Origin of the sequence: Frigoribacterium sp. ACAM 257, assembly GCF_007954365.1 — a bacterium.
Taxonomy (GTDB): domain Bacteria; phylum Actinomycetota; class Actinomycetes; order Actinomycetales; family Microbacteriaceae; genus Frigoribacterium.
The window spans coordinates 520,598-535,865 of record NZ_VOLO01000002.1 but is presented as its reverse complement, the minus strand read 5'-3'; the positions used below and the strand labels follow the sequence as shown (position 1 = coordinate 535,865).

Sequence of the window (15,268 nt, the reverse complement as noted above, 5' to 3'; positions counted from 1 at the left end):
CCTGATCGTGCGCCGCCCGGCGCTGTCTGCCGGGCTACTTGTTGAGGGCGTCGTCCGTCGTGCCGTCGAACGACTCGGCGGCGGCCTCGGGCGACTTGCTGCCCGACGCGACGCTGCTGAACAGGTCGTTGATGCTCAGGTCACCCTCGAGAGCGGCCCAGTTGCCGCTGGCGGGGGTGGCCTTCGAGTTGAGCGCCGCCGAGAAGAAGCCCTCGTCGATGTCGCCGAGCGTGCTCTGCGCCGCCTCGATGCCGTCGGTGCTGTTGGGGATCCAGCCGTCGTTGCCGTAGACCCAGTCGCTCTGGATCTCGGGGCTGGCCGCGATCTTGACCCACTGCAGCGCGAGGTCGGTGTTCGCGCTCTTGGCCGCGATGCCCCAGTCCGAGCCGCCGAGCATGACGGGCTGCGACTCGCCGGACTTGCCCGGGAACGGGAAGGTGCCGAAGCTGTCGTCCGTCAGGGCGGGGTTCGCCTCCTTGATCAGGTCGATCTTGCCGTTGGTGCCGAGCATGGCGCCGGCCTTGCCGTCGGCGAAGATCTGGTCCTGGTTCGGCACGTCGGTGTCGAGCGTCTGCGAGGCGCCCGTCGAGTACGTGTTCTGGAACTCCTTGAAGTCCTCGAGGCCCTGCTGCGCCTCGTCGGACGACAGGCCGGCCGACCAGGTGCCGTCGTCGCCCTGCGTCGCGATCTCCCCGCCGGCGTCCCAGACGAACTGCATGCCGGCGTACCAGTAGGCGCCGGGCATGTAGAAGGGCGAGAAGTCGCTCGCCGGGTTCGCTGCCGCCAGCGCGTCGAGGTCGGCCGTGAGCTGCTCGTACGTGGTGGGCTCCTCGGTGATGCCGGCCGCCTCCCACATGTCCTTGTTGTAGATGACGGCGCGGGCGCCCGCGAAGCCGGGGACGCCGTAGAGCGAGCCGTCGACCGTGGCCGGTTCTTCGAGGCCCGTGAGCCACTCCTGGCCCTGGGCGATGTCGTCCGCGTAGTCGGTGAGGTCGAGCAGGGCACCGTTCTCGGCGTAGCTCGCGACCTGGGTGTTGCCGAGGTCCAGCACGTCGGGCGGGGTCGAGGTCGCGAGCGCCGTGCTGATCTTGGTGGTGATGCCGTCCCACTGCTGGGTCTGCACGTCCACCTCCGCGCCGGTCTGCTCGGTGAACTCGTCGTTGATCGCCGTGATCGTCTCGTCGGTGTAGTCGCCCGTCATGACCCAGACGGTCAGCGTCTGGCCGTCGCCCTTCGTGGTGGGCACCGTCTGCGGCCCGTCGCTGCTGCCGCCTCCTGCCGTGCCCGCGCTCGAGCAGGCCGTCAGGGCCAGGGCGGCCGTGAGGCCGAGGGCCGCGACCGCGGTGTGACGTGTCATTCGCATTGTTTCTCCTCGTGGACGGGGCGGCGGTGCCGCGGGGCGTTGCTGAGAGTGATGGTGGTCGAACGGGTGCGTGCGGTGCTGGTGCGGGTGGAGCGGTCTGTGGTGGAGAGCGCGACGGGGCCGCCTGGGGAGGGGCCGCCCGGGCAGGGGCCGTGCGCCGAGCGGCCGCGCGGCGTCACGAGACGCCCAGCTCGGCCGAGAGCACGAGGGAGGCGGCGCCGAGCACGGCCAGGTCGCGGCCGTCGCCCGCGTAGCGCAGGACGAGGCCCTGGCCGACGGCCGCGAGCGTGCGGGCCCTGACGGTGTCGAGCGCCGCGCGCAGCAGCACGCCGTCGAGCAGCTCACGCGGCCCCGACAGCACGACCTCGTCGAGCCCGAGCGCGCTCACGACGGGGGCGAGCACGAAGCCGAGGTCACGGCCGGCGGCGTGCAGCACCGCGCCGCGCGAGCCCGGGTCGACGGCGAGGAGGCGGGCCGACAGCCCCGGCGCCGCGAGCGACACCTCGAGGCAGCCGCGACGGCCGCAGGCGCACACGTCGCCGGCCTCGTCGACGGTGACGTGACCGATCTCGCCCGCCGAGAAGCGGTCGCCCTCGACGAGCGCTCCCCCGACGATCAGGCCGACGCCGACGCCGTGCTCGATGGTGATCACCATCAGGCTGCGAGACGGGTCGCGCTCCGCGTCGCCGAACGTGTGCACCCCGAGGGCGGCGAGGTTGGCGTCGTTGCCCACGTGCACCGGCACGCCCGTGTGGGCGCTCAGTCGTGCCGCGAGCGGCAGGTCCCACCAGCCGAGGTGCACGGCCGTCCGCACGACGCCCTGGTGGTCGACGATGCCGGGCGTGCCGACCCCGACCCCGAGGAGGCGCGTGGTCGTCAGCGAGGACAGCTCGTCGACGAGGCGCTCGGCCAGCGCCACGGCCCCCTCGCCCGTCGCTCCGTCGATGTCGACGCTGGCCCGGCCGACGACCTCGCCGCGGACGTCGACGACGGCGCCCGAGAACCGCTCGGCCGACGAGAGGTCGAGCGCGAGGATGTGGAACGAGTCGGGCCGGATCCCGACGAGCGTCGCGGGCTTGCCGACCCGGGAGTCGCCGCGCAGGCCGAGCTCGGCCACGACGCCGTCGTCGGCGAGTTCCTGCACGATGCCCGAGACGGTCGGCCGGGTGAGGCCGCTCTCGCGGGCCAGGTCGGCTCGGCTCATCGAGCCCTGGTGCCAGAGGGTCTGCAGCACGAGCGAGCGGTTGCGGGCCCTGGTGTGCTGCGGGAGCGACTTGGCGGTGACGCGGAGCACGGTGGAGGAGGCGCGCTCTGCGACCGCGGGGGCGGCGGGAGCGGCGCCGGAGAGCGCGGCGGGAGCGGCGCCGGCTGCACGGGGGGCGGCTGCTCGGGGGGCGGCTGCTCGGGGCACTGTCGCCTCCTCTCGTCTCGGGCGTCGCCGACCGGAGCCTCGAGAGGCGTGCGCCGTCTCGTGGTGGAGACGGGCCCGGCAGCGTTGCCGTTTAGTAAAAATGCCTTACAAACACGTTGTCAAGGCTGGTGCGGCGAGTTTACGAGCAGGAAACACGCCTGGTCAATAGCCGAAATATGTGGGAGATCTCGGGCATCCCATGCTTGCCCGCCCCCGGTTAGTAAGCTTTACTAACGAACATGAGCAGGCCAGCCCCCGCCGTCCCCGGTGCCGTCGCACCGGCCGTCCCGGTCGTGCGCGAGGCGTGTCTCCGCACCCGCGCCGCAGGCTCGGGGGCACCCTCGTGAGGCTCGGCCTCGACATCGGCGGCACGAAGATCGACGCCGTGGCCGTGGCCGACGACGCACGATCGCCCCGTCCGGTGCACCGTGTCCGGCTCGCCTCGGGCTTCGGTGCCGACGAGGTGCTCGGCAACGCCGTCGAGGCCGCGCAGCGCCTCTCGGCGCTCACCGGCGTGCCGCTCGCGAGGCTGTCGTCGGTGGGCGTGGGCGTCCCGGGGGTCGTCGACGCCACCACCGGCCGGGTCGGGCACGCCGTGAACCTCGGCCTCGTCGACACGGCGCTCGGCGACGAGCTGGGTCGCCGCCTCGGCGTGCCCGTCCGGGTCGAGAACGACGTCAACGCCGCAGCCCTCGGCGCCTGGCACGCGATGTCGCTCCAGGGCTCGGTCGCCTACCTCAACCTCGGGACGGGCCTCGCCGCCGGGCTGGTCCTCGACGGTCAGGTCCGTCGCGGGGCGCGGGGCGCCGCGGGCGAGATCGGCCACGTGCCCGTGGACCCGGCCGGCGCCTGGTGCGCGTGCGGGCAGCGCGGCTGCCTCGAGACGGTGGCCTCCGGATCGGCGGCGGCCCGGCTGTGGCCGACCACCGCCCTGCACCCGGCCCGCGCCCTCCTCGACGCGGCGGCCGACGGCGACCACGCGGCCCTCCAGGCTCGCCGCACGCTGGTCGACGGCGTCGCCCAGGCCGTCCGGCTGCTCGCCCTGACGGTCGACGTGCAGACGATCGTCGTCGGCGGCGGGATGAGCGCGCTCGGCGAGGAGCTGATGGGGCCGGTGCGGGAGTCGCTCGCGGCCCAGGCCGCCGCCTCCTCGTTCATCGCGTCCCTCGACCTCGCGTCTCGTCTCGTGCTGCTGCCGGCGGGGCTGCCGGCCGCCGCCGTCGGCGCCGCCATGGCGGGCGCGCAGGCGGACCCCGTCGCGGTCGCGACCGTGGGCTGAGGCCGGTGGTCCACATCCTCCTGTCGACGGTGGTGCCGAGCGGGGGTGCGCCGTTACCCTGAGGCCATGTCGGACCTGCGCCTCGAGACACTGTCCGCCGCCACCGTCGTGGCGGCCAACAACCTGACGCTCAAGCCGGGCCAAGAACAGTACGTGGCGCCGGTCTCGCACTCGATCGCCGAGGCGTACGTCAACCCGACCACGGCCTGGCCCCGCGTCGTGCTCGACGGCGACAAGGTCGTCGGCTTCATCATGGGCAACTTCGACGCGGACGCCGACGACGAATCCCTGCGCAGCTGCATCTGGCGGGTCAACGTCTCCGCCGAGCACCAGGGCCGGGGCGTCGGGCGCTTCGCGATCCACGCCCTCGCGGGCGAGGCGCGCAGCCGGGGCTTCGACACGCTCACCGTCATCTACGAGCCGGGCGACGACGGGCCCGAGCGCTTCTTCGCCCACATCGGCTTCGAGGTCGTCGGCGAGACGCCGTACGGCGAGCACCTCGCGGCGCTGACCATCAGTCCGACGCCGCAGGCAGAGTGACGGACGACACGGTCCCGGCCTCCCCTAGCCCGGCCTCGTCCGCCGACGACTTCACCTCACGCGTCGTCTCGGTCGTCGAGTCCGTGCCGGAGGGGCGGGTCATGTCGTACGGATCGGTCGCGGCGGCGGTCGGGTCTCGATCGTCGCGCGGCGTCGGCAAGGTGATGGCGCACGCCGGCTCCGAGCTGCCGTGGTGGCGGGTCGTCCGGGCGTCGGGGCACGCCCCCGAGGGGCACGGCCCGCGTGCGCTCGAGCACTGGCGCGCCGAGGGGACCCCACTGCGGTGGTCGCGGACCGGCACCGTCAGGGTCGACCTCGAGCGCGCCTCCTGGTGGCCCGACATCAGCCTGTCGGACGAGCCGGGCGGCACCTTCGGCTGACGCGTACGGCCCGACGGGGCGCTTCGATCGGACCATGCCCTCACTCACCCGTCTCGCCGCCGCCGTCGCCGTCGCTGCTGTCGTCGGCGTCACCGTCTCCTCTTGCTCTGCCCTGGGCCTCGGCGGGCTCGGCTCTGACGAGAAGTCGTGGGAGTTCGACCGTTACGGCGACGCGCCGAAGGCAGGCACGCGCTCGTTCGTGCTGGACGCGTGGGTGCCCTCCGACGCGGTGGACATCAGGGCGGTCGCCCGTCGCGAGGTCCCAGAGGAGGCGGTCCTCACGTTCCACAGCGCCGCCTCCCTCGCCGACACCACGGGCTGCGCTGTCCTCGAGCCGGTGACCGCCGCCCCGCCGCTGTCGCCGGAGTGGCTGCCCGAGTCGAGGCCGACAGCCGGCTGGAGCTGCGGAGACTGGACCGTGGTCGCGGACGACGGCACCATCTGGGCCTGGCGCGGCTGAGACTCGCCGCTGCACCTCGCGGCCTCTCGGGCTCTCGGCCTCGCGGCCTCGCGGCCTCGCGGCCTCTCACAATTCAGGAAGAGGCGCGGGCCGCCTCCTGAACCGTGCACAGTTCAGGAGTGCGGCTCCCCCCGCTGCACGACGCAGGACCGATCTTCCTGAATGAGGAGGCGGAGGAGGCGGCGGCGGCGACGACGACTACACGAGGGAATCGCGCCAGGCCGCGTGCAGCTGCGCGAAGCGCCCGGTCCCGGCGATGAGGTCGGCGGGCGTGCCGTCCTCGACGACGCGCCCGTGCTCCATGACGAGCACCCGGTCGGCGATCGCCACCGTCGACAGGCGGTGCGCGATGATCACCGCGGTGCGGTCCGCGAGCAGGGTCTGCAGCGCCTCCTGCACCATGCGCTCGGAAGGGATGTCGAGCGACGCGGTCGCCTCGTCGAGGATGAGCACCGCCGGGTCGGCGATGAACGCCCGCGCGAACGACAGCAGCTGGCGCTGCCCGGCCGAGACGCGCCCGCCGCGCTTGTTCACGTCGGTGTCGTAGCCGTCGGGCAGCGCCACGATGAACTCGTGGGCGCCGACCGCCCGGGCGGCGCGCTCGATCTCGTCGCGGGTCGCGTCCGGCTTGCCGAGCGAGATGTTGTCCGCCACCGAGCCGGAGAAGAGGTACGCCTCCTGCGTGACCATGACGATGGCCCGCCGCAGGTCCTTCGGGTGCAGGTCGCGCAGGTCGACGCCGTCGAGCGTCACTCGACCTCGGGTCGGGTCGTAGAACCGCGACATCAGCTTGGCGAGCGTCGACTTGCCGGCGCCGGTCGAGCCGACCAGCGCGATGGTCTGCCCCGCGGGCACGTCGAGGTCGAACTCGGGCAGCACGACCGTGTCGGCCGAGTACGCGAACTCGACGTCGTCGAACACGACGGCGCCCTTCGCGTGCCGCAGGTCGACGGGCGACTCGGGGTCGGGCACGCTCGGCTCCTCCTCGAGGACGCCGGAGATCTTCTCGAGCGCCGCCGAGGCGGACTGGTAGCCGTTGTAGAACATGGCCATCTCCTCTGCGGGGTCGAAGAAGCGCTTCGCGTACAGCGCCGCCGCGAGCAGGGCGCCGATCTCGAGCGAGCCGTCGATCACGCGGAACCCGCCGAAGAGCACGACGGCCGCGAGGGTGGCGTTGCCGATCAGCACCAGGCCCGGGTCGAACGTGCCGAAGAGCGTGAACACTTTCGAGTTGGCCTGGCGGTACTCCTCGACGTAGCCCGCGTACTCCTTCTCGTTGCGCGCCTCCTTGCGGAACGCCTGCACCGCCCGCATGCCCGTCATCGTCTCGACGAAGTGCACGATCACCCGCGCGCTGGCGACGCGCGTCGCACGGAACAGCTTCTGCGACCGCACCTGGAACCACCGCGTCAGGAGCACGAGCGGGACGAGCGCGACGGCGAGCACGAGCCCGCTCGGCGCGTCGAGGCTGACGAGCGCGATCGCGGTGAACCCCATGTAGAGCAGGCCGGAGACGAGCTGGTTGATGCCCGAGTCGAGCAGCTCGCGGATCGAGTCGAGGTCGCTCGTCTGCCGAGAGATGATGCGGCCCGACGTGTACGTCTCGTGGAACTCGAGGCTGAGCCGCTGCGTGTGCAGGAACAGGCGCTTGCGCAGGTCGAACAGGATCGCCTGGCTGATCCGTGCCGACAGCACCGTGTACTGCGCCATCAGCACGGCGCCGAGCACGCCCGTGACGAGGTAGACGACGACCACGAGGATCGCCGGCGCCCAGTCCTGTCGGTCCATCAGCGCCGGCAGCGCCGTGTCGATGCCGAACGCGATCAGGGCGGGGCCGGCCACCTGGGAGGCGGTGCTGACGATGACGACGACCGCCATCAGCGCCAGCCGCCAGCGCAGCGGCCGGATCAGCGAGCCGAGGAGGCGCAGCGAACGACGACGGAGCCGCTTGCTCTCCGCCTTGGTGAAGTCGTCGCGCTCCTCGCCCCGGACGCCCTGGGTCGTCGAGCCCTGCTCGGCCCGCTTCTCGGCCGGGGTGCGGCCGTCGAGGGCCTCGTGGGCGGGGCCGCCCCCGGTGCCGTCGACCAGACGATCGTCACGGACCGCGCCGTCGGGCGTGTCATCGGTGCGGCGCGTGGCCTGGTCGTGCGTCGTCTGCTCGGTCATGCCGGCACCTCCTCTCGGGCGGGCGTGGTGTCGTCGTCGAGGGACGAGATCACCCAGCGGTAGTGCTCGTTCGTGGCGAGCAGGTCGGAGTGGGTGCCGACCGCGGTGACCCTGCCGTTCTCGAGCAGGGCGACGCGGTCGGCGAGGGTGACCGTCGAGGGACGGTGGGCGACGATCAGCGAGGTGGTCGACGCGAGCACGCGACGGAGGCCGGCCTCGACCCGCGCCTCGGTGTCGACGTCGAGCGCCGACAGCGGGTCGTCGAGCACGAGGATCGCGGGGCGCGCCGCGACGGCGCGGGCGAGGGCGAGTCGCTGTCGCTGCCCGCCCGACAGGCTGAGGCCCTCTTCGCCGACACGGGTGTCGACGCCCTCGGGCAGACGCTCGACGAAGTCGGCCTGGGCGATGTCGAGGGCCTCGCGCAGGACGCGCTCGGCTTCCGCGGGGTCGTCGGCGAGGTCAGGACGACCGAGCAGCACGTTGTCGCGGACGGAGGCGCTGAACAGCGTCGCGTCCTCGAACGCCATGCCGACCAGTCGGCGCAGCTCTTGCCGGGACAGGTCGCGCACGTCGACGCCGTCGATCCGGACGCTGCCGCCCGTGACGTCGTAGAGCCGCGAGACGAGCGCGAGCAGCGTCGTCTTGCCCGAGCCCGTGAGCCCCACGAGGGCCATGGTCTCGCCCGGCTCGACGACGAGGTCGACGCCGTTGACGAGGTCCGTGTACTGGGCCGGGCTGTCCTGGTAGCGGAAGTGAGCGTCGGCGAACTCGAGCCGCCCCTCCGGCGCCTCGATCGTGACCGGCTCGGCAGGGTCGGTGATCGCGTTCTCGCTGTCGAGCACCTCGAAGAACCGGTCGGCCGCCGTGCGGGTGTCGAAGGTCATCGAGAGCAGGAACCCGATCGACTCGACGGGCCACCGCAGCACGGTGGCCGTCGCGAAGAACGCGAACAGCTGCCCGACGGTCAGCTGACCGTCGGCAGCCAGCCAGATGCCGCCGAGCAGGCAGAGGGCGAAGGCGACGTCGGGCACGAGCAGCAGCCACAGCCACAGTCGGCTGATCGCCTGGGCCTTCTCGATCTCGGTGCCGCGCAGGTCGTCGGCCTGCTTGGCGAACTCGTCGAGCGAGTGCTTGCCGCGGCCGAAGGCCTTGAGCACCCGGATGCCGTGCACGCTCTGCTCGACGCTGGTCGCGAGGTCGCCGACCTGGTCCTGGCTGCGCCGCGCGACGATCGAGTAGCGCTTCTCGAACGCGAAGCTGACGAAGAACACCGGCATCGACGCGACCATGAAGAGGATCGCCAGCACCCAGCTGTAGAAGAACAGCACGGCGAAGCCGACGATGATCGTCAGCACGTTGACGACGAGCAGCACGACGCCGAAGGCGAGCCAGCGCCGGATCAGCGAGAGGTCGCTGACCGACCGGCTGAGCAGCTGGCCGCTCTGCCACCGGTCGTGGAACGCCACCGGCAGGTCCTGCAGCTTCGCGTAGAGCGAGTTGCGCATCGACGCCTCGACATGGGTGCTGGGCGTGAGGACGAGCCGTCGACGGAGGCCGATCATGACGGCCTCGACGATGCCGAGCCCGAGGACGACGGCGAATGCGGGCCACACCTGGGCACGGTCGCCGCTCGACAGCGGACCGTCGACCAGCAGCTGGAGCACGGCGGGGATGAGCAGGGCGACGACGGCGGCGGCGAGCGCGGCGACGGCGCCGAGCACGATGCGCGGGATGGCCGGCTTCGCGTAGGGGCGGAGCCGCATCAGCGCACGGAACGTCGACGGGCGACGCTGCGGCGCGGACGGGGGCGGAGTGGACTTCGGGGACATGGCTGATCCAAGTGTCGTGATCTGGAGCGTCGGTGCCGTCACGGCGACGACCGGCTGGGGAGGGAGTCGCGGCCCGGTGCCCTGGGGAGGGCACGGCGGCGACCCTGATGTGGAGCGCACGAGGCGCTCGGGTGGAGGAGGTGCGGTGCGGGGGCGAGCCCGGCCAGCGTCCCGCTCGGCCTAGCCGACGAGGATCCGGGCTGCCCGGCGGGCGGCGACGGAGGTGCGGGAGGCGGGCACGAGGGCACCGGCGGGGGCCGAGGCCACCGTGGTCAGCGTCGAGTTCATCGTGTCCTCCTGTGCAGGTCGTCGTTCGTCCGTCGTGTCGGTCGCGAGCGACCGGCTGTGAGCAGCTTTTCAGGATATGTGTGCTGACACCTCCGCCGCAAGGGCGAGGTGGCAGAACCTGCACGACAGGTGCAGCCGTGGGCGCGGCGACGACGAACGCCCCGGCCGCACGGACCGGGGCGTTCGTCGTCAGGGGGTCGACGGCTCAGTGGAAGAAGTGCCGCTCGCCGGTGAAGTACATGGTGACGCCCGCTGCGGCGGCGGCCGCGACGACCTCGTCGTCGCGGATGGACCCACCGGGCTGGACGACCGCGCGCACGCCCGCGTCGAGCAGCACCTGCAGGCCGTCGGCGAACGGGAAGAACGCGTCGGAGGCGGCGACCGAGCCGCGGGCTCGCTCGCCCGCCCTCGTCACGGCCAGCTGGCACGAGTCGACCCGGTTGACCTGGCCCATGCCCACGCCCACGGAGGCGCCCGCGTCGGCCAGCAGGATCGCGTTCGACTTGACCGAGCGGCAGGCCCGCCAGGCGAACTCGAGGTCGGCGCGCGTGGCGGCGTCGACCTCGTCGCCCGCGGCGAGGGTCCAGCCCTGCGACGAGAAGCCGTCGAACGAGTCGACCTGCTGCACGAGCAGGCCGCCCGAGATCTGTCGCGCCTCGACGGTCGGGCGGGCGAAGTCGGCCGGCAGCACGAGCAGCCGCATGTTCTTCTTGGTCTGCAGCAGGGCCAGCGCGTCGGGCTCGAAGGCAGGCGCGATGACGACCTCGGTGAAGATGTCCTTCACCGTCTCGGCCATGGCCAGGGTCACAGGGCGGTTCGCGGCGATGACGCCGCCGTAGGCCGACACGGGGTCGCAGGCGTGGGCGCGACGGTGCGCGTCGGCGATCGCGTCGACGGCGTCGGCCGAGGCCACGGCGATGCCGCAGGGGTTCGCGTGCTTGATGATCGCGACGGCCGGCTCGGCGAAGTCGTAGGCGGCGCGCAGGGCGGCGTCGGCGTCGACGTAGTTGTTGTACGACATCTCCTTGCCGTGCAGCTGCTCGGCCTGGGCGATGCCGGCGCCCTCGGGCGACGCGTACAGCGCCGCCTGCTGGTGCGAGTTCTCGCCGTAGCGGAGCGTGGCCTGCCGCGTGCCCTCGAGGACGACGTGCTGGGGGGCGTCGAACCCTGCCGAACCGGCCCGCGCCTCCTCGGCTGTGGTCGCCGCGTCGGCACCGGCACCGGCCTCGTGCTCGGCCCGCGCCCCGACGTTCTCGGCGAACCAGGCGGCGACGGCCGTGTCGTAGGCGGCGGTGTGCGCGAAGGCCTCGCCGGCGAGGCGCTGCCGCTGGGCGAGGGTGGTGCCGCCGAGCGTCAGCGACTTCACGATCTGCCCGTAGCTGGCGGGCGACACGGCGATGGCCACGTTCGCGTGGTTCTTGGCGGCGGCGCGCACGAGGGCCGGCCCGCCGATGTCGATGTTCTCGATCACGGCCGGCGCCTCGGCACCCGAGGCGACCGTCTCGACGAACGGGTAGAGGTTGACGACGACGAGCTGGAACGGCGCGATGCCGAGCTCGGCGAGCTGCTGCTCGTGCGACTCGAGGCGCAGGTCGGCGAGCACGCCCGCGTGGATGCCGGGGTGCAGCGTCTTGACCCGGCCGTCGAGCGACTCGGGGAACCCGGTGACGGCGCTCACGTCGGTGACGTCGTGGCCCGCGTCGCGGATGGTGGATGCGGTCGAGCCGGTCGACACGATCTCGACGCCCGCGGCGGCGAGCGCCTCGGCCAGGTCGAGCAGTCCGGTCTTGTCGCTCACGCTGATGAGCGCACGCCGGACGGGGACGGCGTCCCGCTCACGGTAGAGGGTGGGGTCGATCTGGTGGCCGCTCATGCGGGTCTCGTCTCCTCGAGGTCGGTCGTTCCGTCGGCGATCTCGCGCACGGTCTGCACCAGCAGCTCGCGCTCGACGATCTTGATGCGGTCGTGGAGCGACGACTCGTCGTCGCCGGGCACGACGGGGATGCGGCGCTGCGCCAGGATCGGGCCGCTGTCGACGCCGGCGTCGACGACGATGACGCTCGCCCCGGTCTGGTCGACGCCGGCCGCGATCGCGTCGCGCACGCCGTGCGCCCCCGGGAACTCGGGCAGGAACGCCGGGTGCGTGTTGATCAGGTGCGGGCTGAGGGCGTCGACGACCCCGACGGGCAGCAGCCGCATGAAGCCGCTGAGCACGACGAGGTCGGGCTGCCACTGGCGGATCTGCGTGAGCAGCTCGGCACCCCACGCGGCGCGGTCGTCGAAGCTCGAGAACGGCACGGTGAAGGTCGGCACGCCGAAGTGCTCGGCGTGCTCGAGGCCGTCGGCCTCTCGGTCGGCGCCGACGGCGACGACGCGGGCGGGGTAGCTGTCGTGGTGCGCGGCCTCGAGCAGGGCACGCAGGTTCGAGCCGCCACCGGAGATGAGCACCACGAGCTTCAGCACCCGGCAAGCCTAGTGGCCGAGGCGGCGGCTCCCGGAGCCGAGGCCGGGTCCGCCTGGCCGAGGAGGCGCGGGTCAGCGGTCGAGGCCGCGGACCGGCTCCGTCTCGTCGTCGTCGTGGCCCGGGGCGGGGGTGTCGTCGGTCGATCCGAGTCGTCGCCACCACGGGGCCGGGCCGTCGCGCTCGTCGTCGTGCTCCTCGCGCTCGCGGGCACGGTCTCGTTCGCGTGTGCGTTCCCGGTCGCGGTCGCGGTCGCGGGACTCGCGCGGCCCCGTCTCGACGACTGCGGTCTCGCCGGTGGCGCCCTCGGCGACCGCGGGCACCCGGGTGTCCGGGCGGGCAGCCGGCACGTCGTGCACGCCTGTCGTCTCGTCGGTGCTGTCCGCGCTGTCCGCGTCGTCCGCGTCGTCTGCGTCGTCCGCTCCGCTCGTGCTGCGATGCGGACGGAGTCGGCGGAGCCGCTCCGCCAGCCGCCGCCGCCGACCGGCCACGCTGCCGGTCTCGCTCTCGCTCTCGCCCTCGCGCTCGTCGGTGCCCCCGTCGACGAGCGGCTCGGAGCCGAGGTCGGTCGTCTCGTCGTGGTCGGTGGCCGGCCCGGTGACGACGCTGGCCCTGTCGTCGGCCGCGCGCTCGGGCGACGAGCCGGCCGTCGCGGCAGCCGTCGACGACCTCGACCACGAGGACGTGCCCGACAGCACCGGCTGCGGGCCCGTCTCGACGTCGTCGGCGGGACGGGCGCCTCCTGCGGGGGCTGCCGTCGCGTCATCGTCGTCGTGGCCGAGGAGGCTCCGCAGCGAGACCACCATCGCGAGCACCGAGGGCACGGCGACCTCGAGCGCCGCGAAGGCGCCGACGAGCAGCGGGTCGGGCCCGACGTGGGCGAGCCGGCCGGGCCCGGCGGCTCCCGAGGCGGACCAGGCGAGCAGGCCGAGCAGCACGCCGGAGACGACGCCTCCCGTGACGCCGACGAGGACGCGGCGCAGCACGTCGGCCGAGCCGGTCTCGGCGAGCAGCCGCTCGATCCGCGGACGCAGCAGGGTGGTCACGACGAACGCGGCGACCACCGGCACGAGGAGGCCGACGAAGGCGAACGACGAGGAGGCGGTCGGCAGCGCCCCGAGGAAGGGCACGGCCGGCATCGGCCCCACCGCGGTCCCGAGCGGCGAGACGCCGGATCCGGTCCCGAGCGCGAAGCCGGGGCCGACGAACCAGGAGGCGGCCCAGACGACCAGGTCGGGCAGCAGGGCGAGCTGGCCGAGGGTGAGGGCGACGCCACCGAGCAGCCCGGCGTGCGCGCCCTCGTAGAGGGTGATGAGCTCGCCGTAGTGGGTGAGCGTCAGCACCGCGACGACGACGCCCGAGACGGCGAGCACGGCGGCGGCGCTGGCGGTGCCGATGCGGAGTCCGGCGGCGGCGACGACGCGTGCGGTGCGGGGTGCACGGCCGATCAGCGCGACCAGGGCCGCCGTGACGGGGTCGGCAGGCTCGCCTCGACGCCGCCGGGTGATCTCGGCCATCGCGACGACAGGCACGGCGTAGACGAGCGTCGGCAGGACGATCCCCTGCCACAGAACGGGCGAGGCCAGGGGGTGCTGGGCGGTGGCGGTGACCAGCAGGCTCAGCAGGGCGAAGACGCCGATCGTGCTGAGGACCCCGACGACACGGTGCGCCGTCTCGGCGACGGCACGACCGGCGCGCACGCCGAGCAGCACGGTCAGCACCGAGAAGCCGAGCGCGGCGATCGTCACGGCGAAGGGGGCCTCGGCCCCCGGGACGCCGGAGGCGGCGGCGGTCGCCGCTCCCAGCTGCAGGTCGAGGTCGACGCCGTGCCCGACGAGCCAGATGTCGACGGCGGCACGCCAGAAGACGATCCAGTCGATCTGGAGTCCGTACTGGAACGCCCAGAGGAGGCTGAGGACGACGACGGGCAGCCCGACGCCGATGCCGACGACGAGCAGGGCCTCGAGCGCGGCGAAGACGGCGGTGACAGGGCGGTTCATCGGGCACGACTGTACCGCCGGGCCGCTGGGCGGCCGACGTGCCGTGCCGAGCAGCCGACGTCCCGTGCCGAGCCGCGCGGCCGGGCACGCACGAAGGCGGGCGTGTGCGTCGACCGCGGTCCGTCGTGATGGACCGAGCCGGACGAACACGCCCGCCCAGGAGGCGCGATGCCGGTCACGGCACCGCGCGACGACCTCAGAGGGCCGCGTACACCTCGCGCAGCAGGGCCGCGGTCTCGCTCGGCGTCTTGCCGACCTTGACCCCGGCGGCCTCGAGCGCCTCCTTCTTGGCCTGGGCCGTGCCGGCCGAGCCGGAGACGATGGCGCCGGCGTGGCCCATCGTCTTGCCCTCTGGAGCGGTGAAGCCCGCGACGTAGCCGACGACCGGCTTCGTCACGTGCGCCTTGATGTAGTCGGCCGCACGCTCTTCTGCGTCGCCGCCGATCTCGCCGATCATCACGATCGCCTTGGTGTCGGGGTCGGCCTCGAACGCCTCGAGGGCGTCGATGTGCGTCGTGCCGATGACCGGGTCGCCGCCGATGCCGATGGCGGTCGAGAAGCCGAGGTCGCGCAGCTCGAACATCATCTGGTAGGTCAGGGTGCCCGACTTCGAGACGAGGCCGATCGGGCCGGCGCCGGTGATGTTCGCCGGCGTGATGCCCACGAGCGACTCGCCCGGCGTGATGATGCCGGGGCAGTTCGGGCCGATGATGCGGGTGGCGCCGCCCTTCGACTTCGCGAGCGCCCAGAACTCCGCCGCGTCCTGTGCGGGGATGCCCTCGGTGATGACGACGACGAGCGGGATGCCCGCCTCGACGGCCTCGACGACGGCGTCCTTCGCGAACGCCGGCGGCACGAAGACGATCGAGACGTCGGCGCCGGTCTCGGTGATCGCCTCGGCGACCGTGCCGAAGACGGGCAGGGTGACGTCGCCGTGGGTGACGGTCGTGCCGGCCTTGCGGGCGTTGACGCCGCCGACGACCTGGGTGCCCGCCTTCAGCATGAGCGCCGTGTGCTTGGTGCCCTCGCCGCCGGTGATGCCCTGGACGATGACCTTGCTGTCCTTGTTGAGGAAGATCGACATGGTTGTG

Annotated in this window: 12 protein-coding genes; 4 read left to right on the top strand and 8 right to left on the bottom strand. The window is 73.0% G+C overall.

What is annotated here, in order from left to right:
• Positions 1-34: 34 nt before the first annotated feature.
• Positions 35-1,357 (bottom strand): extracellular solute-binding protein, encoded by a 1,323-nt coding sequence (locus ES689_RS08920; RefSeq protein ID WP_223269494.1) that lies wholly within the window; start codon positions 1,355-1,357, stop codon positions 35-37.
• A 181-nt stretch (positions 1,358-1,538) separates the two neighbouring features.
• Entirely contained in the window at positions 1,539-2,774 is a 1,236-nt protein-coding gene (locus ES689_RS08915; RefSeq protein ID WP_146903050.1) for an ROK family transcriptional regulator, read from the bottom strand.
• A gap of 343 nt (positions 2,775-3,117) precedes the next feature.
• On the opposite strand from ES689_RS08915, the gene ES689_RS08910 reads away from it, so the two are divergent.
• The 4 genes from ES689_RS08910 to ES689_RS08895 all read left to right on the top strand — a co-directional run bounded on the left by ES689_RS08910 (position 3,118) and on the right by ES689_RS08895 (position 5,433).
• Positions 3,118-4,053: an ROK family protein gene (locus tag ES689_RS08910; RefSeq protein ID WP_146903047.1), complete on the top strand. Its 936-nt coding sequence runs from the start codon at positions 3,118-3,120 to the stop codon at positions 4,051-4,053.
• Positions 4,054-4,119: 66 nt separating this feature from the next.
• The gene (locus tag ES689_RS08905) at positions 4,120-4,593 is read left to right on the top strand and encodes a GNAT family N-acetyltransferase (protein WP_146903044.1); all 474 of its coding nucleotides are present in this window, start codon (positions 4,120-4,122) and stop codon (positions 4,591-4,593) included.
• Entirely contained in the window at positions 4,590-4,973 is a 384-nt protein-coding gene (locus ES689_RS08900; RefSeq protein ID WP_146903041.1) for an MGMT family protein, read from the top strand. The genes ES689_RS08905 and ES689_RS08900 overlap by 4 nt, the downstream gene beginning before the upstream one ends.
• A 34-nt stretch (positions 4,974-5,007) precedes the next feature.
• A complete protein-coding gene (locus ES689_RS08895) occupies positions 5,008-5,433 on the top strand; it encodes a hypothetical protein (protein WP_146903038.1) in 426 nt (141 codons plus the stop codon).
• A 198-nt stretch (positions 5,434-5,631) separates the two neighbouring features.
• Here the strand turns inward: ES689_RS08895 and ES689_RS08890 are convergent, their stop codons facing one another.
• From ES689_RS08890 to sucD, 6 genes are all read right to left on the bottom strand, one after another.
• Positions 5,632-7,599 carry an ABC transporter ATP-binding protein gene (locus ES689_RS08890; protein ID WP_146903035.1) on the bottom strand — a complete coding sequence of 656 codons (1,968 nt, stop codon included), beginning with the start codon at positions 7,597-7,599 and terminating at the stop codon, positions 5,632-5,634.
• A complete protein-coding gene (locus ES689_RS08885; RefSeq protein WP_146903032.1) occupies positions 7,596-9,428 on the bottom strand; it encodes an ABC transporter ATP-binding protein in 1,833 nt (610 codons plus the stop codon). The genes ES689_RS08890 and ES689_RS08885 overlap by 4 nt, the downstream gene beginning before the upstream one ends.
• Positions 9,429-9,921: 493 nt before the next feature.
• The gene (gene purH, locus ES689_RS08880; RefSeq protein WP_146903029.1) at positions 9,922-11,589 is read right to left on the bottom strand and encodes a bifunctional phosphoribosylaminoimidazolecarboxamide formyltransferase/IMP cyclohydrolase; all 1,668 of its coding nucleotides are present in this window, start codon (positions 11,587-11,589) and stop codon (positions 9,922-9,924) included.
• A complete protein-coding gene (purN, locus tag ES689_RS08875) occupies positions 11,586-12,179 on the bottom strand; it encodes a phosphoribosylglycinamide formyltransferase (RefSeq protein ID WP_146903026.1) in 594 nt (197 codons plus the stop codon). The genes purH and purN overlap by 4 nt, the downstream gene beginning before the upstream one ends.
• Positions 12,180-12,251: 72 nt before the next feature.
• Positions 12,252-14,177, bottom strand: a complete 1,926-nt coding sequence (locus ES689_RS15870; protein WP_223269493.1) for a DUF6350 family protein — start codon at positions 14,175-14,177, stop codon at positions 12,252-12,254.
• A 196-nt stretch (positions 14,178-14,373) separates the two neighbouring features.
• On the bottom strand, positions 14,374-15,261 hold the full coding sequence (sucD, locus tag ES689_RS08865; protein WP_123547757.1) for a succinate--CoA ligase subunit alpha: 888 nt from the start codon (positions 15,259-15,261) through the stop codon (positions 14,374-14,376).
• Between the last annotated feature and the right edge of the window lie 7 nt (positions 15,262-15,268).